At 73.9% G+C, this 24,375-nt stretch carries 23 protein-coding genes and 2 pseudogenes; 12 read left to right on the top strand and 13 right to left on the bottom strand.

Going from position 1 to position 24,375, the window contains the following annotated elements; all coding sequences use genetic code 11:
• Positions 1-8: 8 nt before the first annotated feature.
• Complete coding sequence (gene tkt / locus ACIQ6R_RS23130) at positions 9-2,093, bottom strand: transketolase (protein WP_404171066.1); 2,085 nt, start codon at positions 2,091-2,093, stop codon at positions 9-11.
• A gap of 157 nt (positions 2,094-2,250) precedes the next feature.
• On the opposite strand from tkt, the gene ACIQ6R_RS23125 reads away from it, so the two are divergent.
• Positions 2,251-3,177 (top strand): AraC family transcriptional regulator, encoded by a 927-nt coding sequence (locus tag ACIQ6R_RS23125; RefSeq protein ID WP_404171063.1) that lies wholly within the window; start codon positions 2,251-2,253, stop codon positions 3,175-3,177.
• 198 nt (positions 3,178-3,375) lie between these two features.
• Here the strand turns inward: ACIQ6R_RS23125 and ACIQ6R_RS23120 are convergent, their stop codons facing one another.
• The 4 genes from ACIQ6R_RS23120 to ACIQ6R_RS23105 all read right to left on the bottom strand — a co-directional run bounded on the left by ACIQ6R_RS23120 (position 3,376) and on the right by ACIQ6R_RS23105 (position 8,381).
• Positions 3,376-5,481: an MMPL family transporter gene (locus ACIQ6R_RS23120; RefSeq protein ID WP_404223104.1), complete on the bottom strand. Its 2,106-nt coding sequence runs from the start codon at positions 5,479-5,481 to the stop codon at positions 3,376-3,378.
• A gap of 146 nt (positions 5,482-5,627) precedes the next feature.
• Positions 5,628-6,296, bottom strand: a complete 669-nt coding sequence (locus ACIQ6R_RS23115; protein WP_404223103.1) for a response regulator — start codon at positions 6,294-6,296, stop codon at positions 5,628-5,630.
• Positions 6,293-7,489 (bottom strand): sensor histidine kinase, encoded by a 1,197-nt coding sequence (locus ACIQ6R_RS23110; protein ID WP_404223102.1) that lies wholly within the window; start codon positions 7,487-7,489, stop codon positions 6,293-6,295. Before ACIQ6R_RS23110 ends, ACIQ6R_RS23115 begins: the two co-directional genes overlap by 4 nt.
• A 106-nt stretch (positions 7,490-7,595) precedes the next feature.
• Positions 7,596-8,381 carry an IclR family transcriptional regulator gene (locus tag ACIQ6R_RS23105; RefSeq protein WP_404223101.1) on the bottom strand — a complete coding sequence of 262 codons (786 nt, stop codon included), beginning with the start codon at positions 8,379-8,381 and terminating at the stop codon, positions 7,596-7,598.
• Positions 8,382-8,509: 128 nt separating this feature from the next.
• On the opposite strand from ACIQ6R_RS23105, the gene ACIQ6R_RS23100 reads away from it, so the two are divergent.
• Positions 8,510-9,847, top strand: a complete 1,338-nt coding sequence (locus ACIQ6R_RS23100; protein WP_404223100.1) for a 6-phospho-beta-glucosidase — start codon at positions 8,510-8,512, stop codon at positions 9,845-9,847.
• A 24-nt stretch (positions 9,848-9,871) separates the two neighbouring features.
• On the opposite strand, the gene ACIQ6R_RS23095 is transcribed toward ACIQ6R_RS23100, so the two are convergent.
• On the bottom strand, positions 9,872-11,053 hold the full coding sequence (locus ACIQ6R_RS23095; RefSeq protein ID WP_404223099.1) for an ATP-grasp domain-containing protein: 1,182 nt from the start codon (positions 11,051-11,053) through the stop codon (positions 9,872-9,874).
• A 285-nt stretch (positions 11,054-11,338) separates the two neighbouring features.
• Between ACIQ6R_RS23095 and ACIQ6R_RS23090 the strand changes: the two genes are divergently transcribed.
• On the top strand, positions 11,339-12,208 hold the full coding sequence (locus tag ACIQ6R_RS23090; protein WP_404171042.1) for a metallophosphoesterase family protein: 870 nt from the start codon (positions 11,339-11,341) through the stop codon (positions 12,206-12,208).
• Positions 12,205-12,885, top strand: coding sequence for a 4'-phosphopantetheinyl transferase (locus tag ACIQ6R_RS23085; protein WP_404223098.1), 681 nt, complete (start codon positions 12,205-12,207; stop codon positions 12,883-12,885). Before ACIQ6R_RS23090 ends, ACIQ6R_RS23085 begins: the two co-directional genes overlap by 4 nt.
• A 198-nt stretch (positions 12,886-13,083) precedes the next feature.
• Here the strand turns inward: ACIQ6R_RS23085 and ACIQ6R_RS23080 are convergent, their stop codons facing one another.
• From ACIQ6R_RS23080 to ACIQ6R_RS23070, 3 genes are all read right to left on the bottom strand, one after another.
• The gene (locus ACIQ6R_RS23080) at positions 13,084-13,326 is read right to left on the bottom strand and encodes a hypothetical protein (protein WP_310870017.1); all 243 of its coding nucleotides are present in this window, start codon (positions 13,324-13,326) and stop codon (positions 13,084-13,086) included.
• Between the two features lie 204 nt (positions 13,327-13,530).
• A complete protein-coding gene (locus tag ACIQ6R_RS23075; protein WP_404223426.1) occupies positions 13,531-14,070 on the bottom strand; it encodes a toxin-antitoxin system, toxin component in 540 nt (179 codons plus the stop codon).
• Between the two features lie 32 nt (positions 14,071-14,102).
• Positions 14,103-14,759, bottom strand: a complete 657-nt coding sequence (locus ACIQ6R_RS23070) for a helix-turn-helix domain-containing protein (RefSeq protein ID WP_404172226.1) — start codon at positions 14,757-14,759, stop codon at positions 14,103-14,105.
• 232 nt (positions 14,760-14,991) lie between these two features.
• On the opposite strand from ACIQ6R_RS23070, the gene ACIQ6R_RS23065 reads away from it, so the two are divergent.
• From ACIQ6R_RS23065 to ACIQ6R_RS23035, 7 genes are all read left to right on the top strand, one after another.
• Positions 14,992-15,651, top strand: coding sequence for a hypothetical protein (locus ACIQ6R_RS23065; protein ID WP_404223097.1), 660 nt, complete (start codon positions 14,992-14,994; stop codon positions 15,649-15,651).
• Between the two features lie 62 nt (positions 15,652-15,713).
• On the top strand, positions 15,714-16,865 hold the full coding sequence (locus ACIQ6R_RS23060) for an NAD(P)/FAD-dependent oxidoreductase (RefSeq protein ID WP_404171033.1): 1,152 nt from the start codon (positions 15,714-15,716) through the stop codon (positions 16,863-16,865).
• Entirely contained in the window at positions 16,862-17,161 is a 300-nt protein-coding gene (locus ACIQ6R_RS23055) for a (2Fe-2S)-binding protein (RefSeq protein ID WP_404223096.1), read from the top strand. The genes ACIQ6R_RS23060 and ACIQ6R_RS23055 overlap by 4 nt, the downstream gene beginning before the upstream one ends.
• On the top strand, positions 17,151-18,626 hold the full coding sequence (locus tag ACIQ6R_RS23050) for an NAD(P)/FAD-dependent oxidoreductase (protein ID WP_404223094.1): 1,476 nt from the start codon (positions 17,151-17,153) through the stop codon (positions 18,624-18,626). The genes ACIQ6R_RS23055 and ACIQ6R_RS23050 overlap by 11 nt, the downstream gene beginning before the upstream one ends.
• A 38-nt stretch (positions 18,627-18,664) precedes the next feature.
• Complete coding sequence (locus ACIQ6R_RS23045; protein WP_404223093.1) at positions 18,665-19,555, top strand: dihydrodipicolinate synthase family protein; 891 nt, start codon at positions 18,665-18,667, stop codon at positions 19,553-19,555.
• An 11-nt stretch (positions 19,556-19,566) separates the two neighbouring features.
• A complete protein-coding gene (locus ACIQ6R_RS23040) occupies positions 19,567-20,568 on the top strand; it encodes a proline racemase family protein (protein ID WP_404171021.1) in 1,002 nt (333 codons plus the stop codon).
• Between the two features lie 5 nt (positions 20,569-20,573).
• Positions 20,574-21,275, top strand: a complete 702-nt coding sequence (locus tag ACIQ6R_RS23035) for a GntR family transcriptional regulator (RefSeq protein WP_404223092.1) — start codon at positions 20,574-20,576, stop codon at positions 21,273-21,275.
• On the opposite strand, the pseudogene ACIQ6R_RS23030 reads toward ACIQ6R_RS23035, so the two are convergent.
• Positions 21,247-22,004, bottom strand: a pseudogene (locus tag ACIQ6R_RS23030) (ABC transporter ATP-binding protein). The gene ACIQ6R_RS23035 and the pseudogene ACIQ6R_RS23030 overlap by 29 nt on opposite strands.
• Here ACIQ6R_RS23030 and ACIQ6R_RS23025 point away from each other — a divergent pair.
• Positions 21,988-22,167: pseudogene (locus ACIQ6R_RS23025) on the top strand (IclR family transcriptional regulator); the annotation flags it as partial. The pseudogenes ACIQ6R_RS23030 and ACIQ6R_RS23025 sit on opposite strands and share 17 nt — an antisense overlap.
• On the opposite strand, the gene ACIQ6R_RS23020 reads toward ACIQ6R_RS23025, so the two are convergent.
• The 3 genes from ACIQ6R_RS23020 to ACIQ6R_RS23010 are packed head-to-tail and all read right to left on the bottom strand — an operon-like array spanning position 22,118 to position 24,293.
• The gene (locus tag ACIQ6R_RS23020) at positions 22,118-23,056 is read right to left on the bottom strand and encodes a PDR/VanB family oxidoreductase (protein WP_404223091.1); all 939 of its coding nucleotides are present in this window, start codon (positions 23,054-23,056) and stop codon (positions 22,118-22,120) included. The pseudogene ACIQ6R_RS23025 and the gene ACIQ6R_RS23020 overlap by 50 nt on opposite strands.
• Positions 23,053-23,223, bottom strand: a complete 171-nt coding sequence (locus ACIQ6R_RS23015) for a hypothetical protein (RefSeq protein ID WP_404223090.1) — start codon at positions 23,221-23,223, stop codon at positions 23,053-23,055. Before ACIQ6R_RS23015 ends, ACIQ6R_RS23020 begins: the two co-directional genes overlap by 4 nt.
• Positions 23,220-24,293 carry a Rieske 2Fe-2S domain-containing protein gene (locus ACIQ6R_RS23010; RefSeq protein WP_404223089.1) on the bottom strand — a complete coding sequence of 358 codons (1,074 nt, stop codon included), beginning with the start codon at positions 24,291-24,293 and terminating at the stop codon, positions 23,220-23,222. Before ACIQ6R_RS23010 ends, ACIQ6R_RS23015 begins: the two co-directional genes overlap by 4 nt.
• Positions 24,294-24,375: the final 82 nt, after the last annotated feature.

Raw genomic sequence — 24,375 nt, 5'->3', positions numbered from 1 at the left:
CGGTCGGCTCAGCCGCGGGCGGCGGCCAGGGACTCCCTGGCGGCGGCGGCCACGTGCTCCGCGGTGAAGCCGAACTCGGTGAACAGGGTCTTCGCGTCGGCGGAGGCGCCGAAGTGCTCCAGGGAGACGATGCGGCCCGCGTCCCCGGTGAACCGGTGCCAGGTGAGTCCGATACCGGCCTCCACGGCCACCCGGGCCTTCACGGACGGCGGCAGCACGCTCTCGCGGTACTCCCGCGGCTGCTCCTCGAACCACTCCACGCACGGCATCGACACCACGCGCGTCGGCGTGCCCTCCGCCTCCAGCGCCTCCCGCGCGGCCATGGCCAGCCGCACCTCGGAACCGGTGGCGATCAGGACGACCTCCGGGGCGCGGGTGGAGGCGTCGGCGAGCACGTACCCGCCGCGCGCCGCGTCCGGATCGGGCTCGTACGTCGGTACGCCCTGGCGGGTGAGGGCGAGGCCGTGCGGGGCCGGGTGGGTGGAGTGCCGCTTGAGGATCTCGGCCCAGGCGGTGGCGGTCTCGTTGGCGTCCGCCGGGCGGACGACGTTCAGACCGGGGATGGCGCGCAGCGCGGCCAGGTGCTCGACCGGCTGGTGGGTCGGGCCGTCCTCGCCGAGGCCGATCGAGTCGTGCGTCCACACGTAGGTCACCGGCAGCTGCATCAGGGCGGACATGCGCACCGCGTTGCGCATGTAGTCGGAGAAGACCAGGAAGGTGCCGCCGTAGACGCGGGTGTTGCCGTGCAGGGCGATGCCGTTCATCTCCGCGGCCATCGAGAACTCGCGGATGCCGAAGTGCACGGTGCGGCCGTACGGGTCGGCCTCCGGCAGCGGGTTGCCCTCGGGGAGGAAGGAGCTGGTCTTGTCGATCGTGGTGTTGTTCGAGCCGGCCAGGTCGGCGGAGCCGCCCCACAGCTCGGGCAGGACCGGGCCGAGGGCCTGGAGAACCTTGCCGGAGGCGGCCCGGGTGGCGACGGACTTGCCGGTCTCGAACACCGGCAGCACGTCCTCCCAGCCCTCGGGCAGCCGGCCGGCGAGCACGCGGTCGAACAGCCCGGCGCGCTCCGGCTGGTCGGCGCGCCACTTGGCGATCCGCTTGTCCCAGGCGGCGTGCGCCTCGGCGCCCCGGTCCAGGGCCCGGCGGGTGTGGGCGAGGACCTCGTCGGCGACCTCGAAGGAGCGCTCCGCGTCGAAGCCGAGGACGCGCTTGGTGGCGGCGACCTCGTCCTCGCCGAGGGCGGAGCCGTGGGAGGCCTCGGTGTTCCGGGCGTTGGGGGCGGGCCAGGCGATGATCGTGCGCATGGCGATGATGGAGGGGCGCCCGGTCTCGGCCTTCGCCGCCGTCAGGGCCGCGTACAGGGCGCGCACGTCGACGTCGCCGCTCTCGGCGGGCTCGACGCGCTGCACGTGCCAGCCGTAGGCCTCGTAGCGCTTGAGCACGTCCTCGGAGAACGCGGTCGCGGTGTCGCCCTCGATGGAGATGTGATTGTCGTCGTAGAGGAAGACGAGGTTGCCGAGCCGCTGGTGACCGGCCATCGACGACGCCTCGGCGGAGACGCCCTCCTGGAGGTCGCCGTCGGAGACGATCGCCCAGACGGTGTGGTCGAACGGTGACTCGCCCTCGGCCGCCTCCGGGTCGAACAGACCGCGCTCGTAACGGGCGGCCATCGCCATGCCCACCGCGTTGGCCACGCCCTGGCCGAGCGGGCCGGTGGTGGTCTCCACGCCCGCGGTGTGCCCGTACTCCGGGTGGCCGGGTGTCTTGGAGCCGTGCGTGCGGAACGCCTTGAGGTCGTCCAGCTCCAACTCGTACCCGGCGAGGTAGAGCTGCGTGTAGAGGGTCAGCGAGGTGTGGCCGGGGGAGAGGACGAAGCGGTCTCGGCCGGTCCACTCGGGATCCGCGGGGTCGTGCCGCATCACCTTCTGAAAGATCGTGTACGCCGCCGGGGCCAGGGCCATCGCCGTACCCGGATGGCCGTTCCCGACCTTCTGCACGGCATCGGCCGCGAGAACCCGGGCGGTGTCGACGGCACGCCGGTCGAGTTCGGTCCATTCGAAGCGGTCCGCGCCGTCCACTGTGTGCGTACTCATCTTCAAGAAATCCTCGATCGGAGCGAAGGAATGGGTCTGGCGTGTTCAAACTTAAAAGTCTGACTTTTGAGAGTGAAGGTCGAGGTGTGCCAGCCTGTGGTGAAAGTGGGACACGCCCCGGCGCCCGGGCGTACGGGCGGGACGGCACGAGAAGGACATGGCGGACGAAAACAACCAAGACGGCGGCGGCGGTGACGCCAGGGACGGCGACGGGATCAGAACGTTCCCCTTCCCGGTCGATCTCAGCCTCCTCGGCGTCGGCATGCAGGTCGGTCCCATGGGCGCCGGCCGCACCTGGCACGCGCAGGCCCCGCTGCACCGCGTGCACCGCATCGACTTCCACGTCGTCATGCTCTTCACCGGCGGCCCGGTCCGACACATGATCGACTTCGCCGAGTACGAGGCGACGGCCGGCGATCTGCTGTGGATCCGTCCCGGACAGGTCCACCGCTTCTCGCGGACGAGCGAGTACCGCGGAACGGTGCTGACCATGCAGCCCGGCTTCCTGCCCCGCGCCACCGTGGAGGCCACCGGCCTCTACCGCTACGACCTGCCGCCCCTGCTCCACCCCGACGAGACACGGCTCGCCGGGCTCACCGCCGCACTCGACCAACTGCGGCGCGAGTACGAGGACGCCACCAGCCTGCCCCTCAGCCTGCACACCGCCGTACTGCGCCACACGCTGTCCGCGTTCCTGCTGCGCCTCGCGCATCTCGCGGTCAGCTCCGCCGAGGCGGCGCGTCACGGGCGGGCGGACGCGCCGGGCGACACCACCTTCACCCTCTTCCGGGACGCGGTCGAGCGGGGCTTCGCCACCAACCACAGCGTCAGCGCCTACGCCGACGCGCTCGGTTACTCCCGTCGCACCCTCGTCCGCGCGGTGCGCGCCGCGACCGGCGAGACGCCCAAGGGCTTCATCGACAAACGCGTCGTCCTGGAGGCCAAGCGCCTTCTCGCCCACACCGACATGCCGATCGGCCGGGTCGGCGCGGCGGTCGGTTTCCCGGACGCGGCGAACTTCTCCAAGTTCTTCCAGCAGCACACGGAACAGACCCCGGCGGCCTTCCGGGCCGAGCTGCGCTGAGCGGCCCCTCGGGGATTGAGGGATCACGACGCAGGGGCCCCACGCGTGCGTGGAGCCCCTGCGCCCTCCTGCGGGGAGCCGTTCGCCGCTCAGCGGCCGAAGCCGAACCAAGAGAAGCACGACGGCCGGACCGCGACCGCACGACGGCCGGACCGCGACCGCACCACGGCCGGATCGTGGCGGCCGGCATCTCGCGCCTCAGTGATGCATCGGCTGCGGCGCGTCCGGGGCGGCGGCCTCCTCGCGCACACCGAACCGCTCGTGCGCCCGGCGCAGCGGCCGCGGAGCCCACCAGGCGCGGCGGCCCAGCAGCGCCATGGTCGCCGGCACCAGCAGCATCCGTACGACCGTGGCGTCGATCAGCACCGCCAGCGTGAGGCCCAGCCCGATCTGCAGGATCGGGGAGAAGCCGCCCGTCATGAACGCGCCGAACACGACCGCGAGGAGCAGCGCGGCACAGGTCACCACCCGGCCCGAGCGGCGCAGCCCGGTCACCACGGCCTCCCGGTCGTCGCCGGTCCGCTCCCGGGCCTCGCGCATCCGCGCCAGGATGAACAGCTCGTAGTCCATGGCGAGTCCGAACGCGATGGCGATGATGAGCGGCGGGGCGGTCAGACTCAGCGCGCCCAGCCCCTCGGCCCCGATCAGCCCGGCGAGATGACCGTCCTGGAACACCCAGACGACGGCGCCGAGCGCGGCGGCGAGACTGAGCAGCGTGGTCGCGACGGTGCGCAGCGGCAGCAGCACCGACCCGGTGAAGGCGAACAGCAGCACGAAGATGCCGGCCAGCACGGTCAGCGCAGCCCAGGGCGCCCGGTCGGCGAGCATCTGCCGGAAGTCGACCAGCTGGGCGGCGGTGCCGGTGACCTGGACAGGGGCGTCGCCGCGGATGTCCCGTACCCGTTCGACCAGTTCGGTGGCGGCCCTGCCGTCGACGGTGCCGGCCGGGGGCAGTTCGAGCACGGTCGCCCCACCGGGCAGGTCACGGCTCTCGGTGCCCGGCGCGAGCGCGCGGATCCGGTCGGCCGTCGCCGCGTCGGTGCCCGGCCGCAGGACCACGGTGACCGGCGAGACCCCGGTGCCCGGCGGGAAGTGGGCGTCCACGGCGTCGTACAGCTGCCGAGCCTCGGTGCTCTCGGGGAGCTGCTGCGCGTCGCCGATGTTGATGCGCATGCCGGTGACGGGCAGCGCCAGCACCAGCAGTGCCGGGACGGCCACCGCGAGGACGGCCACGCGCCGCCGGGCCGCGAAGCGGGCCAGGCGGGCGAAGAGCCGGCCCTCCTCGCCCTCCGGACGCACCTTCGCCGGGGCGATCTTCCCGCCGAACCGCGCCAGCAGCGCGGGCAGCAGCGTCAGCGCGGCGAGCATGTCGACGACGACCACCGCGGCCACCGCCAGACCCATGCTGCGCAGGAACGTACTCGGGAAGACCAGCAGCCCGGCCAGGCTCACCGCCACCGTCAGCCCGGAGAAGAGCACGGTCCGCCCGGCCGCGGCCACCGTGCGGTGCACGGCCTCCACCACATCGGTGGTGTCCCGCCGTTCCTCCCGGAAGCGGACCAGCATCAGCAGGGCGTAGTCCACGGCGAGGCCGAGCCCCAGCATCGTCGTGACCTGGATCGCGTACACGGAGATGTCCGTGAACTGGCTGAAGGCGAACAGGCCCAGGAACGCGCCCGCGATGCCGGCCACCGCGACCAGCAGCGGCAGCCCCGCGGCGCGCAGCCCGCCGAAGATGACCAGCAGCAGCACCAGTACGACCGGCAGTGAGATCAACTCCGCGTTCTTCACGTCCTCCTGGGCCCGTTCGCCGAGCTGCTCGCCCAGCAGCGGTCCGCCGCTGACATGAACCCCGGAAGCGTCGATCTCGTGCAACCGGGAGGCCGCCGCGTCCACCGCGGCCTCCTCGGCGTCGTCGTCCAGACTCCCCTCGAGAAAGACGGGCACGATCAGCGCCCGCTCGTCCTCGGCGACCAGGCCGCGCGTGGCGTACGGGTCGGGCACCGCGGCGACGCCCGCGATCTCCCTCAGGTCCGCGACGGCCCGCTCCACCTGGGCGCGCACCCCGGGCTCGGAGACGGCGGCGGCCTCGACGACGGCGGTGATCGACTCGCCCGCCGGATCGAGGCCGTCCAGGTACTCGGCGGCGACCTCCGACTCGGTGCCGGGGACGTCGGGCACGTCGTCGGAGAGCTTTCCGAAGACACCCGTCCCCAGGCCGAAGCCGAGCAGCAGGAACAGGCCCCACAGGAGCATCACGGTCAGTGGGCGGCGGGTCGCCGCCCGGGCGAGTGTGGACAGCACGGTGCCTCCCGGCAATCGTCATCCGGCTGGGGATGCGTCTTTCGGCATCGCCAACAGACTCGTGCCGGCGGCACGGTGCCGGATCGCCGGAGGGAGTGGTTTGCGCAACTCGCCCTGACGGGGGAGTCCGCCGCCCGCCTCACCCGTCAGGGGGAGCCCGGGGCCACCAGGCCGGTCTCGTACGCGCAGATCACCGCCTGCACCCGGTCCCTGAGACCGAGCTTGCTCAGCACGTTGCTGACATGGGTCTTGACGGTGTGTTCGCTCACGAACAGGGTCGTGGCGATCTCGGAGTTGGACAGCCCGCGCGCCAGCAGTCGCAGCGTCTCCACCTCGCGGGCGGTCAGCACCTCGAGGCGTTGCGGGGTGACCTCGGCGGTGGCCTCCTCCCGCCGGCGCCGCACGATGTCCGCGACGAGCCGGCGCGTCACCGCCGGTGCCAGCAGCGAGTCGCCGGCCGCGACCACCCGTACCGCGTGCACCAGGTCGTCCCGGCGCACGTCCTTGAGCAGGAAGCCGCTGGCGCCCGCGTACAGCGCCTCGTACACGTACTCGTCCAGATCGAAGGTGGTCAGCATGACGACCTTGCAGGCGGACCGCGCGCACACCCGCCGGGCCGCGTCGAGGCCGTCCATGACCGGCATGCGGATGTCCAGGAGCAGTACGTCGGGCGCGTGCCGCTCGACCGCGGCCACCGCCTCGGCACCGTCGCCCGCCTCGGCGACGACCTCGATGTCGGCCTGTGCCTCCAGGATCATGCTGAACCCGCTGCGGACCAGCTCCTGGTCGTCCGCGACGACCACCCGGATACTCATCCGAGCGCCGTCCGCCGTCCGGCCGTGACGGGCAGGCGTACGACGACACGGAAGCCGCCGTCCGGCCCGCCGCCGGCGACGGCCCCGCCCCCGCAGGCGGCGGCCCGCTCCCGGATGCCGATCAGCCCGTGTCCGCCGCCGCCCGCGGCCGACGGGCCCCGTCCGTCGTCCGTCACCGTCAAGGTCACTTCGTCCTCCGCCCAGTCGAGTCCGACCGTCGCGGAGGAAGCGTACGCGTGCTTGACCGTGTTGGTGAGTGCCTCCTGCGCGATGCGGTAGACGGCGACCTCGGTGTCCGGCGGCAGCGGGCGCGGATCCCCGGTCACCCGCAACTCCACGTGCAGTACCGCCGATTCGTCCACCTGCCGGACCAGGCCGGGCAGCGCGGCCACACCCGGCTGCGGCAGGCGTTGCGGTGCGACCGCCGACTGCTCCTGCTTGAGTACACCGAGAATGCGCCGGAGCTGGGTCATCGCGTCCCGGCCGGCGGTCGCGATCGCCTCGAACGCGGCCTCCGCGCGCGCCGGATCACTGCGCACGACGACCGGTCCCGCCTCGGCCTGCACCACCATCAGGCTGACCGCGTGCGCCAGGATGTCGTGCATGTCGCGGGCGATGCGGGAGCGTTCCTGCGCCATGGCCCGCGCGGTGTCGGCGGCCCGCTCACGCTCCAGCCGCCGGGCCCGGTCCTCCAGTTCGGCGGTGTAGGCGCGCTGGGTCCGGGCGAGCGCGCCGAGGGCGTACGCGCACACGATGCTCAGCAGCTGGAAGGCGTACTCGAAGGGCTCGGCGTCCTCCCGGTGCCGGATGGTGACGGCGACCCCGATCAGCCAACCCGCCAGCATCAGGCGCCGCTGCCAGGGCCGGGCCAGCGCGGCCATGGTGTAGAGGACGACGAACCCGCCGTACATCAGGTCGGGCGGCGGCGCGTGGTGCAGCGCCTGCGTGGGGGTGGCCACCGACACGGCACAGGCGGTCGCGAAGGGCGCCGCGCGCCGCCACACCAGCGGCAGCGCCGTGGCGGCCCCCAGCAGCCAGCCCCGCCAGGTCAGCGGATCGTCGCCCTCGTCCGGGAACAACCACTGCAGGGAGACGGCGAACAGCACCAGCGCGGCGACGGCCGCGTCGACGGCGTACGGATTCGTCGTACGCAGCCGTGCGACGACGGAGGCGAGCGGGGACCGGGCGGACATGGGCGGCTCCTCGGGGCAAGGGCCGTCCCAGTATCACGAGGCCCCCGGCGTCGCGTCCTCACCGGTGAGAGGGAGATCCGGTGCCCCGGCGGCAGGACCCCGCCCCTCACCGGCCGGACGGACGCCCGGCGCCGGCCCGCGCCGCTTCCTCCGGCCGCCACCCCAGCGCCCGCGAGATCCCGCGCGCCGCCAGCCGCACCGCGGGGACCAGCGTCGGCACCTGTGCCCCGGCGTGCGGTACGACGACCGAGACGGCCGCGGCCACCGTGCCGTCCGGGCCGTACACCGGAGCGGCCACCGACAGGGCGTCGTCGGTGACCTGACGGTCGCTCACCGCCGCGCCGGTGCGCCGCACCTCGGCCAGCACCCGGCGCAGCCGCTCCGGATCGGTGATCGTGCGGGGGGTGAAGGAGGCGAGCGGACCCACGCGGTACGCCTCCTGGAACTCCAACTCGCCATGGGCGAGCAGGGCGAGCCCCACCCCGGTGGCGTGCAGCGGCCAGCGGGCGCCGACGCGGATGTGCACGCCGACCGAGGAACGCCCCGCCAGCCACTCGATGTAGACGACCTCGCCACCGTCCCGCACCGCCAACTGCACGTTCTCGTGCGTCGCCTCGTACAGGTCCTCCAGGTACGGCAGCGCGACCTGCCGCAGCGGCAGACCGCGCGGGGCGAGCGCGGCGACCTCCCACAACCGCAGCCCGATGTGGTAGGTCCCCGACTCGTCCCGCTCCAGCGCGCCCCACTCGGTCAGGGACCGCACCAGCCGGTGCGCGGTGGTCAGGCTCAGCCCGGCCCGGCGGCTGATGTCCGTCAGGCACAGCGCCGGGTGCTCGTGGTCGAACGCGGCGAGTACCGACAGCAGGCGGTCGGGGGCGGTGGGGGCGGTCACCGGGCCGAGGGTAGGGTGCCCGCCCCGGCCCTGGACAGGGGGAGGGCGGGAGCACGCGAGTGGGTACCCGGCCGTGCCATGATCGGCGCCAGGCGGAGAGCGCGGCTCGGTGACGGAAGGGTGCGGGCGTGAGGCTGACGATTCTGGGCGGCGGCGGATTCCGGGTGCCGCTCGTGTACGGGGCGCTCCTCGGGGACCGCTCCGAGGGACGCGTGACGGATGTCGTGCTGCACGACCTGGACGCGGCCCGGCTGTCGGCGGTGACCCGGGTGCTGGCCGAGCAGGCCGCCGGGGTGCCGGACGCGCCGGAGGTGACCGCGACGACGGATTTGGACGAGGCGCTGCGCGGCGCCGACTTCGTCTTCTCCGCGATCCGCGTCGGCGGTCTGCAGGGGCGGGCCGACGACGAACGGGTGGCGCTGGCCGAGGGCGTCCTCGGGCAGGAGACGGTCGGCGCGGGCGGCATCGCGTACGGACTGCGCACCGTCCCGGTCGCCGTCGACATCGCGCGCCGCGTGGCCCGGCTGGCGCCGGACGCCTGGGTCATCAACTTCACCAACCCGGCCGGCCTGGTCACCGAGGCCATGTCGCGGCACCTCGGCGACCGCGTCATCGGCATCTGCGACTCGCCGGTCGGCCTCGGCCGCCGCGTCGCCCGCGTGCTGGGCGCCGATCCGGACCGGGCGTGGATCGACTACGTCGGCCTCAACCACCTCGGCTGGGTGCGCGGCCTGCGCGTCGCGGGCCGGGACGAACTCCCGCGGCTGCTCGCCGAACCGGCGCTGCTCGGCTCCTTCGAGGAGGGGCGGCTGTTCGGCCCCGAGTGGCTGCGCTCGCTGGGCGCGATCCCCAACGAGTACCTGCACTACTACTACTTCAACCGGGAGACCGTCCGCGCCTACCAGGAGGCCGACCGCACCCGCGGCGCGTTCCTGCGCGACCAGCAGGCCCGCTTCTACGACGAGATGCGCCGCACCGACGCACCCGCCCTCGCGGCCTGGGACCGCACCCGCGCCGAGCGCGAGGCCACCTACATGGCCGAGAACCGCGAAGCGGCGGGCGCGGGCGAGCGCGAGGCCGACGACCTGTCCGGCGGCTACGAGAAGGTGGCGCTGGCGCTGATGCGGGCCGTCGCCCGCGACGAGCGCGCCACCCTGATCCTCAACGTCCGCAACCGCGGCACGCTGTCGGTCCTCGACGCCGACGCCGTCATCGAGGTCCCGTGCCTGGTCGACGCGAACGGCGCCCACCCGGTGGCCGTGGACCCGCTGCCGGGCCACGCCACCGGCCTGGTCTGCGCGGTCAAGGCGGTCGAGCGCGAGATCCTGGCGGCGGCCGGGTCGGGCTCCCGCACGGCAGCGGTACGCGCCTTCGCCCTGCACCCGCTCGTCGACTCGGTCAACGTCGCCCACCGCCTCGTCGACGGCTACACGGCCGCCCATCCGGGTCTGGCGTACCTGAGGTAGGTCGGCCGGCCTCTCGGCCGCGCACTACGCGGGCGCGCCGGCGGCCGGGTCCGGCGCGGGGGCGGTGACCGGGCCGGCGGCCGGGGCGGCGACCGCCGGATACTTCACCGGAGCCGGAGCCGGAGCCGGAGCCGGAGCCGGAGCCGGAACGGCGGGGAGGTCCGTGCGCTGATGCGGCAGGGAGACGGGCCGCAGCGGGCGGGGCCCGGACACCACCGTGTAGTCCTGGCCCAGGAACGGCGGCGTCAGCTCGCCCGGGTCGTCACCGAGGGCCAGCCGGACCGCCGCCCAGGGCACGTTGATCCCGCACAGCGCCAGCTGGTGCAGGCCCCCGGCCGGCCGGGTGTTGACGTCCATCAGGACGGGCCGGTCGCCGTACATCCGGAACTGCACGTTGGACAGGTGGTGCAGCCCGAACGCCTCGGCGATCCGCCGGGCCGGCGCCAGCCACCGCTCGTGGAGCGTGAAGCCCCGGCGGCGGCCGTCCTTGGTACGGCCCACGGCCAGCCGCACCCGGTTGTCGGGCCCGGTGAGGCAGTCCACCGAGACCTCCGGCTGCTCCAGCCGCGGCATCACCAGCCAGTCGACCGGCTCCTCGGCCGCCCGCAGCGCCTCGACGACCAGGTGCAGCGGCACGGACGGACTCGGGAAGCCGTTCAGGTGTGCGAGGGAGAAGGGATCCCGGGTGACCGTCCGGAAGCCCACGCCGCCCGCGCCGGACGCCGGTTTGAAGCACGCCCGGTGCCCGTGCGCCTCCAGCTCCTCGACGGCCGAGACGAGTTCGTCGGCGGTGCGGACCCGCCACCACGGCGGCACCGGAACGCCGATCGCCCTGACCGCCTCGTAGGCGATCACCTTGTCGTGGAAGACGGCCACCGCCTCCGGCGGCGGCGCCAGCAGCGCCGTACCGGCCGCCTCGAACTCGGCACGGTGGGCCACGATCGCGGACTGGTACAGCCGGGGCACGAACACGTCGATGCCGCGCCGTACGCACTGGTCCAGGGCGTACTCGACGTAACCGGCCGGGGACAGGTCCTCCGGCTCCAGGTCGGCGGTGTCCGCGGCGGCCAGCACGGGGGAGTCCGGATCGCCGTGCGTGGCATGGATCTCGACGGCCCGGTCGGCGGGATTTCTCCGCAGCTGATCCATGAAGAAGACGTTCTCCGCGTACGTGCGGTTGAGCCAGACGCGTACGGGAGAAACCATGCAGGCCGCCTTTCACGGTTCGCGGGCAGGGCGAAGCTGGGCCGTGCCCGGCCGGGGGGTTCGGAGGGACACCAAGCCGCCCTGCGCGGAGGGAATCGTGGCGGTGGTGTTGGGCCGATCATAGGGGGTTCCCCGCCTCCCGGCGCAAAGCGCGTCACACGGATGCGCGGGCGGTGCCGAGGGGTGCGCGGGACGTCCCAGGTCCGGCGTGTGCGAGCCGCCCTTGTGACCGGGGGCCGCGATGTGATCTCGTGGCGTCGAACGCGCGTCCGGAAGGGGTGGGGGATGACGGCGACGGACGGAGGTCCGGGGCAGCTTTGGGCCATCAGCGACCTGCACATCGGTTATGCGGAGAATCGCGCCCTGGTCGAGAAGATGCGCCCCGAGTCCGACGACGACTGGATCCTGGTGGCCGGCGACGTGGCGGAGACCGTCGCCGACATCCGCTGGGCCCTGGGCACCCTCGCGGACCGCTTCCGCCGGGTCGTCTGGGCCCCCGGCAACCACGAACTGTGGACGCATCCCAAGGACACCGTCACCCTTCGCGGCGTCGCCCGCTACGAGTACCTCGTCGAGGTGTGCCGCGAACTGGGCGTGACGACACCCGAGGACCCGTACCCCGTGTGGGAGGGAACCGGCGGCCCGGCCGTCGTCGCGCCGCTGTTCCTGCTCTACGACTACTCGTTCCTGCCCGCCGGATCAGCGACCAAGGACGAGGGACTGGCGTACGCCCACGGCACCGGCGTCGTGTGCAGCGACGAGTTCCTGCTGCACCCCGATCCCTACCCGAGCCGTGACGCCTGGTGCCGGGCGCGGGTCGCCGAGACCGAGCGCAGGCTCGCCGCGCTCCCCGCCGGGCTGCCGACGATCCTCGTCAACCACTATCCGCTGGACCGGCACCCCACCGACGTCCTGTGGCACCCCGAGTTCGCCATGTGGTGCGGCACCAGCCTGACCGCCGACTGGCATCGCAGGTTCCGGGTCGACACCATGGTCTACGGGCATCTGCACATCCCGCGGACCACCTGGCACGAGGGCGTCCGGTTCGAGGAGGTGTCGGTGGGCTACCCCCGGGAATGGCGCAAGCGGACCGGGCCACCGGGAGCGCTGCGCCGCATCCTGCCGTCGCCGACACGAGAAGAGGTGGCCCGGTGATCGAGGAGCTGCTGCCCGACACGGTCGTCGCCGTGGAGGCCCACGGCCAGGACGACGTGGGGCACCATCCCCTCTACCCGGAGGAGGAGGCGCTCGTGGCCCGGGCGGTCGCCAAGCGCCGCCGGGAGTTCACCCTCGTGCGGTCCTGCGCCCGCCGGGCCATGGAGAAGCTCGGTGTGCCCGCGCAGCCCGTGCTGAGCGGCGAACGCGGTGCGCCGCGCTGGCCCGCCGGGCTGGTCGGCAGCATGACCCACTGCGACGGCTACTGCGCCGCCGCCCTGGTCCGCGCCACCGACCTCGCCTCCCTCGGCATCGACGCCGAACCCGACGGGCCGCTCCCGGACGGCGTCCTGCCCACCGTGTCCCTGCCCGTGGAGGCGGAGCGGCTGCGTCGGCTGGCCGAGGAGCGTCCGGGCGTCCACTGGGACCGGCTGCTGTTCAGTGCGAAGGAGTCCGTCTACAAGGCGTGGTTCCCCCTCACCGGGCAGTGGCTGGACTTCATGGAGGCCGACATCGAGATCTCGGTGAGCCCCGGCGACCCGCGCCGCGGTACCCTGCGCGCCGCGCTGCTGGTGCCGGGACCGACGGTGGGCGGCCGGCGGCTGACCCACTTCGACGGCCGCTGGACCGCCGGGCACGGACTGGTCGCCACGGCGGTCACGGTCCCGCACACCTGAGCCCTCCGGCACGCCGCCCAGGCTGCCGGCGGTCCGCCCCGCCCGGCGGCAGCGTGGGTACGGCACGGTGCGTGGCCGGCACCGGTGAACGAGCGGGGCACGGCGGGCCGCACGACGAGGAAGGGCGTGCCCGTCCGCGCGCGGCTCGTGCGTCGCCGGTACGGCCCCCGCGTGCGGCGGCCCCGGTTCGGCCCGGCGTCAGGGCCGCGGGCACCAGCTCCGCAGCAGCCGGAAGAACTCCTCCTCGTTACCGGCCAGACCCGCGGCCTCCAGCGCCTGTTCCGCCTCGGCCAGCACGGAGGGCGGGACGACGGGCGGACGAGGGGCGTCGGCCGGTCCCGCCGCGGTGTCGAAACCGGCGCGCACCGTGTGCAGGAGCCGCAGGTAGGCCTGAACGGCGGTGCGCTCGTGGTCGGTCAGTACGGCGGTGGTGGTGGTCATCGGTCGGCTCTCCCCACAACGACGTCAGCGGTCACGCGCCCCCGCACAGCGGCGGCGCACTCCCAGCTTGCCGCCCACCACTGACAATCCCGCAGAGCCGCGCCCCGTACGCCGCTCGCCATGGGCCGATCGAGCCATCAGCCCAGAGCCTTCAGCCCAAGTCATCAGTCCAAGTCATCAGCCCAGAGCTTTCAGCCCAAGTCATCAGCCCGGATAGCCCAGCGACGCGCCGATCCGTCCGGCCAGATGGTCCCGCTGCACCGGCCCGCGCAGTGCCGAACCGTCCAGCCAGGTACGGCACTTGCTGGCCAGCAGCAGCCCGAAGGCCTCCGCCTCCTTCTCCTCGGCGAGATCGAAGCGGGAACGCGCGGCGACCGTGCGCACGGTGGCGCGCAGTACCTCCTCGTCCCGGTCCGCGCCGTCGGCGTCCAGCAGCCGCGCCGCGACCGTGGCCCCCTCGACGTGGTGCCCGCAGTGCCCGGCCTTCATGTGCCACAGTTCGTGGCCCAGGATGACCAACTGGTGGTCGGGCGCGGTGCGTTCCTCGACGACGACCAGGTCCTGTTCGGCCATGTCGAGCCACAGGCCGCTGGCCGTCCCGGGTGGGAAGGCGGCCATGCGGAACAGCACCGGACGGCCCCGCCGTCTGCTCATCGCCTCGCACAGCGCCGCGTACAGCTCGGCGGGCCGCGCCGGGGCGGGGAGCGCCAGCTCCTCGACCAACTCGCCGCACAGGCGGCGCATCTCCCTACCGATGCCCACGTCTCTCCCCAGGCTCACGACTCGGGCCGCTTGACACTCTCCAGGAGCATGTCCAGCCATTCGGCGACCTTGTCGCGGTGCTGGTCGGTGGGCAGTTGAGCGGCCCGCCAGGCGATGCCGCGGACGCCGTGGTCCTGGAGCAGCCGCTCCAGCGGGTCGCCGGCGGCGGCCGCCGCCTTCCGCTCCCGGTCGGCGAGCTGCTGCAGCAGTTCCTGCTCGGTGTGCTGGAGGGCGCCGGCGAGCGCCTCGGGGTCCTCGGCGGTGAGGAATCCGGCGTGCACCCGGAAGAAGCGCTGGATGGCGTCGCAGTGCTCCATGGTGGGCCGCCGGTCGCCGTTGATGAGGGCGCCCGCCTGCTGCCGTGACATGCCGGCGCCGTCGGCGATCTCCTGCTGGGTGTACTTGCGTCCGTTCGGCTTCAGCCGGGTGCGGCGCAGCAGGTCGAGCCGCTGCACGAAGCGGGCCTGCACATCGGGCTCACCCGCGGGCCGGCCGCTCAGCAGGGCGCCCGCCACGGACTCGGGGACGCCGGAGGCGGCGGACAGGCGGCCGACGTCGAAGACCTCGGCGGCGGGCACGCCGAGCCGGTCCGCGAGTGCGGTGACGCGGGCGACGACGGCGGCCAGCACGGCCGTCGGCATGGCACCCGGACCCTCGAAGCCACCCGTCACCGACAGCTCTCCTACGTCTCTCACAGGCCTCACAGGCTTCTCACAAGCGGTTGCCGTGAACTTCCCGGAGAGTAACCTGCCGCTCGAACCCACATCCAGGTCTCGCCACAACTGTGGCCTATTTCAGCCGTCAACAGGCACGAAATGCCACGATAGTTGACACGCCTCGCGTCGGGGCACCAGGATCGGGACGCCGCGAGAAGGCCGCATAGGCAAGAGGGGTGACCTCCCGATGGCATTTCAGGCAGGAGGGCAGCGGCCGGCGCCGCGGCCCGTCCCCACGACCCCCGACGCCCAGGCGTATCTCCAGGACTACACCGCGCTCCTGGAGGCCGTGTCCTTCCCCTCCCTCGTCATCGACCACCGCTGGGACGTCGTGCTGTCCAACGGCGCCTTCCGGACACTCTTCCGGGGGGCCGGACCGCATCCGACGGCCATGCCGGGCGACAACTTCCTCAGATTCGTCCTGTTCCACCCCGACGCCGCCTCGGTCCTCGGGGAGCACGAGTCGAGCTGGTGCCTGCCCATGCTGGCGCACCTGGCCGGCGCCCTGGAGCGGTACGGTCACGACAACGGCCTGCAGGCCGTCCGCCGCGACATCGCCCAGGACCCGATCATGGAGGCCGCCTACCGCCAGGGCCTGCCGCACTGGATCCGGGCCGTCGGCGCGGAAGCCGTCGAACTCGGCGGTGCCGTACGGCCGCTGCACCACCCCGACCCGCGCTGGGGTGCCACCGAGTGCCGGGTGGTGGTCGAAACGCCGAGGGCCCTGGAGGAGTTGGGCTACACCCGGTTGACACTGGTCCTGCGTGAACCCCGCCGCAGCACGCACCGCCCGACCCGCCCCCGCCGCACCGCCGCCCACCTGAGGGTGGTCCCCGCCCCCGAGTGATCCACCGCGCGAGCGGACTCCGACCCGTTCCCAGCGAGTGTGTTGTGTGACATAGTACTGACGTGAGCGAGCCGCTGACCTGCGATGTCGTAGTGGTCGGGGCCGGAATGGTGGGCGCGGCCTGTGCGCTGTACGCCGCCCGCGCCGGGCTCGACGTGACCGTGGTGGACCGTGGCCCGGTGGCCGGCGGCACCACCGGAGCGGGGGAGGGGAACCTCCTCGTCTCCGACAAGGAACCCGGACCCGAACTGGAACTCGCCCTGCTGTCCGCCCGCTTGTGGACCGCGCTGGCCGGCGAACTGGGCCGCGCCGTCGAGTACGAGGCCAAGGGTGGTGTCGTCGTCGCCGAGACCCCCGAGGCCCTGGTCGGCCTGGACGCCTTCGCCGCCGGCCAGCGGACGGCCGGGGTGGAGGCGGTGGGCGTCCCGGCGGACCGGCTGCACGATCTCGAACCCCGTCTCGCCCCCGGCCTGGCGGGCGCCGTGCACTATCCGCAGGACGCCCAGGTCATGCCCGCCCTGGCCGCCGCCCACCTGCTGCGGGCGTCGCGGGCCCGGCTGCACACCGGCCGGACGGTGACCGGCGTCCTGCGCGGCCCCGACGGCGCCGTGCGCGGCGTACGCACGGACCGCGGTGACCTGCACGCCCCGGCCGTCGTCAACGCGGCCGGACCGTGGGGCGGCGAACTGGCCGCCCTGGCCGGCGTCCGGCTGCCGGTCCTGCCCCGGCGCGGCTACGTCCTCGTCACCGAGCCGCTGCCGCCCCGCGTACGCCACAAGGTGTACGCCGCGGACTACGTCGCCGACGTCGCCAGCGACTCGGCCGCCCTGCAGACCTCCCCGGTCGTGGAGGGCACCGCCGCGGGGCCGGTCCTCATCGGCGCCAGCCGCGAACGGGTCGGCTTCGACCGGTCGGTGTCCCTTCCCGCGCTGCGGGCGCTGGCGGCGGGCGCGACCCGGCTGTTCCCCTTCCTCACGCGGGTACGGGCCCTGCGGGCGTACGCCGGATTCCGGCCGTACCTGCCCGACCACCTGCCGGCGATCGGTCCCGACCCGAGGGCGCCCGGTCTCTTCCACGCCTGCGGGCACGAGGGCGCGGGCATCGGCCTGTCCACCGGCACCGGACACCTGCTCGCCCAACTGCTGAGCGGCCGGCGGCCCGCCCTCGATCTCACCGCGTTCCGTCCCGACCGCTTTCCCGAGGAGGACCGGTGAACCCGCTGCGGCTGGTCCGGGCCCGGCCGGCGCCCGCCTTCGCGGTCACCGTCGACGGCCGGACGATCGAGGCGGTGCCCGGCCGGACGGTCGCCGCCGCGCTGTGGGCGGCCGGCGTCACCTCCTGGCGCACCACCCGCGGGACGGGCCGGCCGCGCGGGGTGTTCTGCGGGATCGGCGTGTGCTTCGACTGCCTCGTCACCGTCAACGACCGCCCCAACCAGCGCGCCTGCCTGGTCCCGGTACACCCGGGCGACGTGATCCGCACCCAGGAGGGGACCGGCCATGAGGACTGACCTCGCGGTGATCGGGGCCGGACCGGCCGGGCTCGCGGCGGCGCTGGCGGCGGCCGCGGGCGGGGTGCGGGTCACGGTCGTGGACGCGGCGGACCGGCCGGGCGGGCAGTTCTTCCGGCAGCCCGCCGCCGAGCTGGGCGCCCGGCGGCCACGTGCGCTGCACCACCGGTGGCGTACCTGGGAGCGGCTGCGGGACGGGCTGTCCGCCAGTGACGTACGCGTCCTGACGGGCCATCACGTGTGGTTCGTCGAGGAGCGGTCCGGCGCCTTCACCGTGCACGCGCTGCACGGGCCCGAACAGGACGAGCCGGTCGCCGTGCACGCCGACGCGGTGCTGCTCGCCACCGGCGGTTACGAGCACGTCCTGCCCTTCCCCGGCTGGACCCTGCCCGGCGTACTCACCGCCGGGGGAGCCCAGGCCATGCTCAAGGGCGGGCTGGTGGTGCCCGGACGGACCGTCGTCGTCGCCGGCACCGGGCCGCTGCTGCTGCCCGTGGCGACCGGGCTCGCGGCGGCCGGGGCGCGGGTGGCGGCGCTCGTCGAGTCGGCCGACCCGAGGCAGGTCGCCCGCCACGCCCACGCCCTGGCCGGCAAGCTCCCCGAGGGTGCCGGGTACGCCGCCCGGCTCCTGCGCCACCGCGTCCGCCCCCTCACCCGGCACACCGTCGTCCGCGCCCACGGAGGCGACCGGCTCACCGGCGTCACCGTCGCCGCCCTCGACGCCGACGGACGCGTCCGGCGCGGCACCGGGCGGTACCTCTCCTGCGACACCCTGGCCGTCGGCCACGGCATGCTCCCGCACACCGACCTCGCCGACGGCCTCGGCTGCCGCCTGGACGGACCGGCCGTGGCCGTCGACGCCGAGCAGCGCACGAGCGTCCCCGGCGTCTGGGCGGCCGGGGAGTCCACCGGCATCGGCGGCGCCGCCCTCGCGCTCGCCGAGGGGCACATCGCCGGTCGCTCGGTCGCCGCACGGCTGCGGGGCGCCGGGGCCGGACCGGTCGGACGGGCGCCGGCCGCGCGGACCCGCGAGACGCTGCGGACCTCCGCCGAGGCCCTCGCCGCCGCCTTCGCCCCGCCCGCCCACTGGACCGACCAGGTCACCGACGACACCCTCGTCTGCCGCTGCGAGGAGGTCCCCGCCGGTGCCGTCCGGGAGGCCGTCGACGCACTCGGCGCGGGCGACGCGCGCACCGTGAAACTGCTGACCCGGGCCGGGATGGGCTGGTGCCAGGGGCGGATGTGCGCCACCGCCGTCGCGGGCCTCACCGGATGCGAAGCCACCCCTCCCCGACGGCCGTTCGCCCACCCGGTACCTCTCGGCGTCCTCGCCCAGCCAGAGCCGGACCCGCGGGCCCAGCCGAGTCTGCCGGACCAGCCGGACCAGCCGGCCCAGCCGCCCCTGCGGGACCAGCCCGACCCGCCCGTCCCGCCAGGCCGGCCCGACCAGCCGCAACAGCCGTAGCAGCCGCAACAGCCGCGACAGCCCGAGAGAGGACCCTCATGACCGACCACCGCCCCTGGCGCGGCGTCCTCGTCGCCACCGCACTCCCGCTGAACGACGATCTCTCCGTCGACCACGACGCCTACGCGGACCACTGCGCCTGGCTGGTGGCGAACGGCTGCGACGGTGTCGTACCCAACGGCTCCCTCGGCGAGTACCAGGTACTCACCCCGGAGGAACGCGCCCGGGTCGTCGAGACCGCCGTCTCCGCCGTCGGCGGGGCACGGGTCATGCCCGGCGTCGCGGCCTACGGGTCCGCCGAGGCCCGACGCTGGGCCGAGCAGGCACGGGAGGCCGGCTGCGGCGCGGTGATGCTGCTGCCGCCCAACGCCTACCGCGCCGACGAACGTTCCGTCCTCGCCCACTACGCCGAGGTCGCGCGGGCGGGCCTGCCGGTCGTCGCGTACAACAACCCCATCGACACCAAGGTCGACCTGGTGCCCGAGCTGCTCGCCCGGCTGCACGGCGAGGGGCACATCCAGGGCGTGAAGGAGTTCTCCGGCGACGTCCGCCGCGCCTACCGCATCGCGGAACTCGCCCCGGACCTGGACCTGCTGGCCGGCGCCGACGACGTCCTGCTGGAGCTGGCACTCGCGGGGGCGAAGGGCTGGATCGCCGGATACCCCAACGCGCTGCCCGCCGCCTGCGTCGAGCTGTACCGCGCCGCCGTCGCCGGTGACCTGTCCACGGCCGACCGGCTGTACCGGCAGCTGCACCCGCTGTTGCGCTGGGACTCGAAGGTCGAGTTCGTGCAGGCCATCAAGTTCTCCATGGACCTCGCCGGGCGGCACGGCGGGCCCTGCCGCCCACCGCGTGTGCCGCTGCTGCCGGAACAGGAGGCCGCCGTCCGCGCCGCCACCGAGAAGGCCCTCGCGGCCGGACTGGCGTAGGGGGCACGGCCGTGCGCAGCAGACTCGTCCTGCACGCCGTCGACTCCCACACCGAGGGCATGCCCACCCGCGTGGTCACCGGAGGCATCGGCGCCATCCCCGGCGCGACCATGAACGAGCGGCGGCTGTACTTCCGCGAACACCGCGACGACGTCAAGCGGTTGCTGATGAACGAGCCGCGCGGCCACGCCGCCATGAGCGGCGCTATCCTCCAGCCGCCCACCCGCCCCGACTGCGACTGGGGCGTCGTCTACATCGAGGTCTCCGGCTACCTCCCCATGTGCGGACACGGCACGATCGGCGTGGCGACCGTCCTCGTCGAGACCGGCATGGTCGAGGTGGTCGAACCCGTCACCACCATCCGCCTCGACACCCCCGCCGGAGTCGTCGTCGCCGAGGTGGCGGTGGAGGGCGGCGCGGCCAGGGCGGTGACCCTGCGCAACGTGCCCTCCTTCGCCGTCGGCCTCGACCGCGAGGTGACCCTGCCCGACGGCCGGACGGTGACGTACGACCTCGCCTACGGCGGCAACTTCTACGCGATTCTGCCGCTGGAGCGGCTCGGACTCCCCTTCGACCGGTCCCGCAAGGACGACATCCTCGCCGCCGGCCTCTCCCTGATGGCGGCCATCAACAAGGACGAGGAGCCGGTCCACCCCCAGGACGCGTCCATCCGCGGCTGCCACCATGTCCAGGTGACCGCACCCGACGCCACCGCCCGCCACTCCCGGCACGCCATGGTGATCCACCCCGGCTGGTTCGACCGCTCGCCCTGCGGCACCGGCACCAGCGCCCGCATGGCCCAGCTGCACGCCCGGGGCGAACTCCCCCCGCACACCGAGTTCGTCAACGAGTCCTTCATCGGCACCCGGTTCACCGGCCGGCTGCTCGGCACGACCGAGGTCGGGGGCTTGCCCGCGGTGCTGCCCAGTTTCACCGGCCGCGCCTGGATCACCGGCACCGCGCAGTACCTTCTCGATCCCGAGGACCCCTTCCCCGCGGGGTTCGTGCTGTGAGTGCGGTGAACGCGAAGGCCACCGGCCCCGTCCTGCCCGTCCTCGGCAGCAGGAAGCCCAGCCACCGCGAGCGGGTCGCCGAGGCGCTGCGCGCCGCCCTGATCGCGGGCGAACTGCGCCCCGGCGAGGTCTACTCGGCCCCCGGTCTCGCCGCCCGCTTCGGCGTCTCCGCCACCCCCGTGCGCGAGGCGATGCTCGACCTCGCCAAGGAGGGGCTGGTCGACACCGTCCCCAACAAGGGGTTCCGGGTCACCGCCGTCTCCGACAGGCAACTCGACGAGTACACCCACATCCGGTCGCTCATCGAGATCCCGACCACCGCCGGGCTCGCCACCACCGCCGACGCCGTCGCGCTGGAGGCCCTGCGCCCGGTGGCCGAGGAGATCGTCACCTCGGCCGCGGCCGGTGACCTCATCGCCTACGTCGAGGCCGACCTGCGCTTCCACCTGGGGCTGCTGGCGCTGGCCGGCAACGCCCACCTGGTGGAGGTCGTACGCGACCTGCGCCGGCGCTCCCGGCTGTACGGCCTGACGGCGCTGGTGGAACAGGGGCGGCTGCGGGCGTCGGCCGAGGAGCACCTGGAGATCCTCGACGCGCTGCTCGCCCGCGACGAGGAGGCGGTGCGCGGGGTGATGACGCGGCACCTGGGACACGTCCGCGGGATGTGGGCGGCCCGGGTCAGTGAGACGGCGGCGCGTCCGTCCTGACCGGCCGTCCCGCCCCGCGCTTCGCCGCCTGGATCCGCTCGTACACATGGCTCCGCAGCTCGGCGAAGCGCGGGGCACCCGCGTGTGCACCTGGTCCCGCTCGCCCGGCAGGTCGATCTTGAGCCGCTCCCGCACGACCGTGGGGGAGGCGGACAGCACGACCACGCGTTCGCCCAGGCAGACGGCCTCGTCGATGTCGCGGGTGACGAACAGGACGGTGATCCCGCGCTCCCGCCACAGCCGCCGTACCGGGTCCTCCAGATCGGCGCGGGTCTGCGCGTCCACGGCCGCGAACGGCTCGACCATCAGCAGCACTTCGGGCTCGTACGCCGGCGCCTGCGCGATGGCGACCCGCTGCTGCATGCCTCCGGAAACCTGCCAGGGGTACGCCCCGGCGGCGTCCGCGAGCCCGACCGAGCCGAGGGCGTCCGCGACCGGCTCCCGGCGCCGCGCCTTGCTCAGGTCCTTCTGTCTCAGAGGCGGTTCGACGTTCCCGCCGACCCGCATCCAGGGGAAGAGGCCGCGCCCGTACTCCTGGAAGACGAACGCCATCCCGGGCGGCGGACCGGCCACCTTCCGCCCGGCCAGGAACACCTCGCCGGCCGTCGGTTCGAGCAGCCCGCCCACGCACTCAAGCAGCGTCGTGTTGCCGCAGCCCGACGGGCCGACCAGGCGGACGCCTCGGCTACGTCCACACCGACGGCCGGCTCTTCCGGCCGGCGTGAACATCGCGGTGCACGCCGGCCGCGACTCCGTGGAGTCCGTACGCCGGGACCTGTTGCCGCACCTGCTGGCGACCGTCGCCCGGATCGACGCCGACCTCCGGATCACCGGTCAGGCGCTCACAGGTCCAGCACGAGCCGCCGGCCACGACAGCGGGACACGCAGATGAGCATCGTCTCCCCGGTGGCCCGCTCCTCGTCGGTGAGTACCGAGTCCCGGTGGTCCGGCTCGCCCTCGACGACATCGGTCTCGCAGGTGCCGCAGGTGCCCTCCGTGCAGGAGAAGAGCACCTCGACGCCGGCGGCACGGATGGCGTCCAGTACGGAGACGCCCGCGGGGACGGCGACCGTGCGCCCGCTGCGCGCGAGCACGACCTCGAACTCCGTCTCCGGGCCGGTCGTCGCCGCCTCCTTCGGGCGGAACCGCTCCAGGCGCAGCACCCCGGCCGGGCAGCGCGCCTCGACCGCGTCCAGCAGCGGCGCGGGTCCGCAGCAGTAGACGAGGGTGCCCTCGGGCACGTCGTCGAGCACGGAGGCGAGGTCCAGCAGTCCCGACTCCTCCTCGGGGGCGATCGTGACCCGGTCGCCGTACCGCCCCAACTCCCGGGTGAACGCCATGGTCCCCCGGGTCCGTCCGCCGTAGAGCAGGGTCCACTCGGCGCCCGCCACCTCGGCGGCGGCCACCATCGGCAGGATCGGGGTGATGCCGATGCCGCCCGCGACGAAGCGGTACCGGGAGGCCGGCTCCAGCGGGAAGTGGTTGCGGGGCCCGCGTACCCGGACCTTGTCGCCGGACCTCAACTCGCCGTGCACGTGGGCGGACCCTCCCCGGCCCCCGGCCTCGCGGAGGACGGCGATCCGCCACACCTGCCGGTCGGCCGGGTCGCCGCACAGCGAGTACTGCCGTTCCAGGCCCGGGCCGAGGACGACGTCGATGTGGGCGCCGGGCTCCCAGACGGGCAGCGGTTCGCCCAGCGGATGGCGCAGGGTGAGGGCGAGCACGCCGTCGGCCGCGGTCTCCCGGCGGTCGACGACGAGTTCGGCTTCGTACGGGGTCATGAGCCGCTTCCCCTCGGGTGGTGTCCTTGTGGGTGGGCGAGCATCCAGTCCCACATCGTCACCGGGTCCTCGGCGGTGTGCTCGGCGCCGCAGTGGCAGGTGCCGTGCAGGACGTCGGTGCCCGGCAGCCAGTCGACGCGGTAGACCTCGCCGGTGCGCCCGCTCATCGGGCCGCCCGATCGACGGGCTTGTCGCCCTCCTCGACCAGCCGGGCGAGGATGCGGCGGGCGGCCAGGCCGCCGGTGTCGATGTTGATGCTCAGCTCCTGGTAGCCGGTGCGCTCGGTGCCGAGCGTGCGCTGGAGCAGGTTGAGCGCGTCGACGTCCTGCATGACGACCGTGCGGTTGTTCTTCCGCAGGAACTCGGTGACCTCGGCGTCGTCCGTCGCCCAGTCCCGCGAGACCGCCCAGAAGTCGTACACCCTGCCGTCGCCGGACGGCGTGATGGCATAGGTGATCTCGGTGTGGAAGCCGTTCGGATCGCTGCCGTCCGCCTCGGGCACCACACCGGTCGGGGCGACCCGGCTGTGCAGCAGGTACAGACAGGGCGCGTGGTACTCGATGTCCTGCCACCGGTCGATGCGCCCCCTGACGCCGGTGGACCGGGCGTAGAACGGCGGGCACTCGGCGTCGTCCATGTGCCGGCTCACCCGGACGATCCCGGCGCCCTCGTCGACCTCCGTGGTGATCGGCGTCTCGGCGACCTCGGGTGTGCCGATGTAGCCGCCGTGCAGGTATGTCTCGTGGGAGAGGTCGAGGAGGTTGTCGACCAGCAGCCCGTAGTCGGCGTCGATCGGCTCCATGCCCCGGACCGTGACCCAGCCGGGGGAGTCCAGGTGGCGGGCGCGCGGAACACCCTCGGGGTCGGCCAGGGCCGGGTCCCCGATCCACACCCACACCAGGGAGTCCTGCTCGACCACCGGGTAGGAGGCGACGCGGGCGGTGCGAGGGACGCGTTTCTGGCCCGGCACGTACACGCAGGTGCCGGTCGTGTCGTAGGTGAACCCGTGGTACCCGCACACGATCCGGTCGCCGTCCAGCCGCGTCGGTGCCTCGGACAGGGGGTAGCGGCGGTGCACGCAGCGGTCGTGCAGGACGACCGGCGTCCCGTCCTCCTCGGTGCGGTAGAGGACGAGCGGCTCACCGAGCAGCGTGCGTCCCAGCAACTCGCGGCCGACCTCGTGGCTGTAGGCGGCGACGTACCACTGGTTCCTGGCGAAGGCGGTCATGTGCGGCATCGTTGCGGCTCCCGTCCGTCGTGGGTGCTGGCATCGTCCGGGAGGGCGTCGCGGGGTGGCAACGCTTCTTCCGCCCCACGGA

The organism is Streptomyces sp. NPDC096048, from assembly GCF_044763415.1.
Taxonomy (GTDB): Bacteria; Actinomycetota; Actinomycetes; order Streptomycetales; family Streptomycetaceae; genus Streptomyces.
Note: the sequence above shows the minus strand (reverse complement) of the source record. Positions and strands in the feature narration are given on the sequence as shown.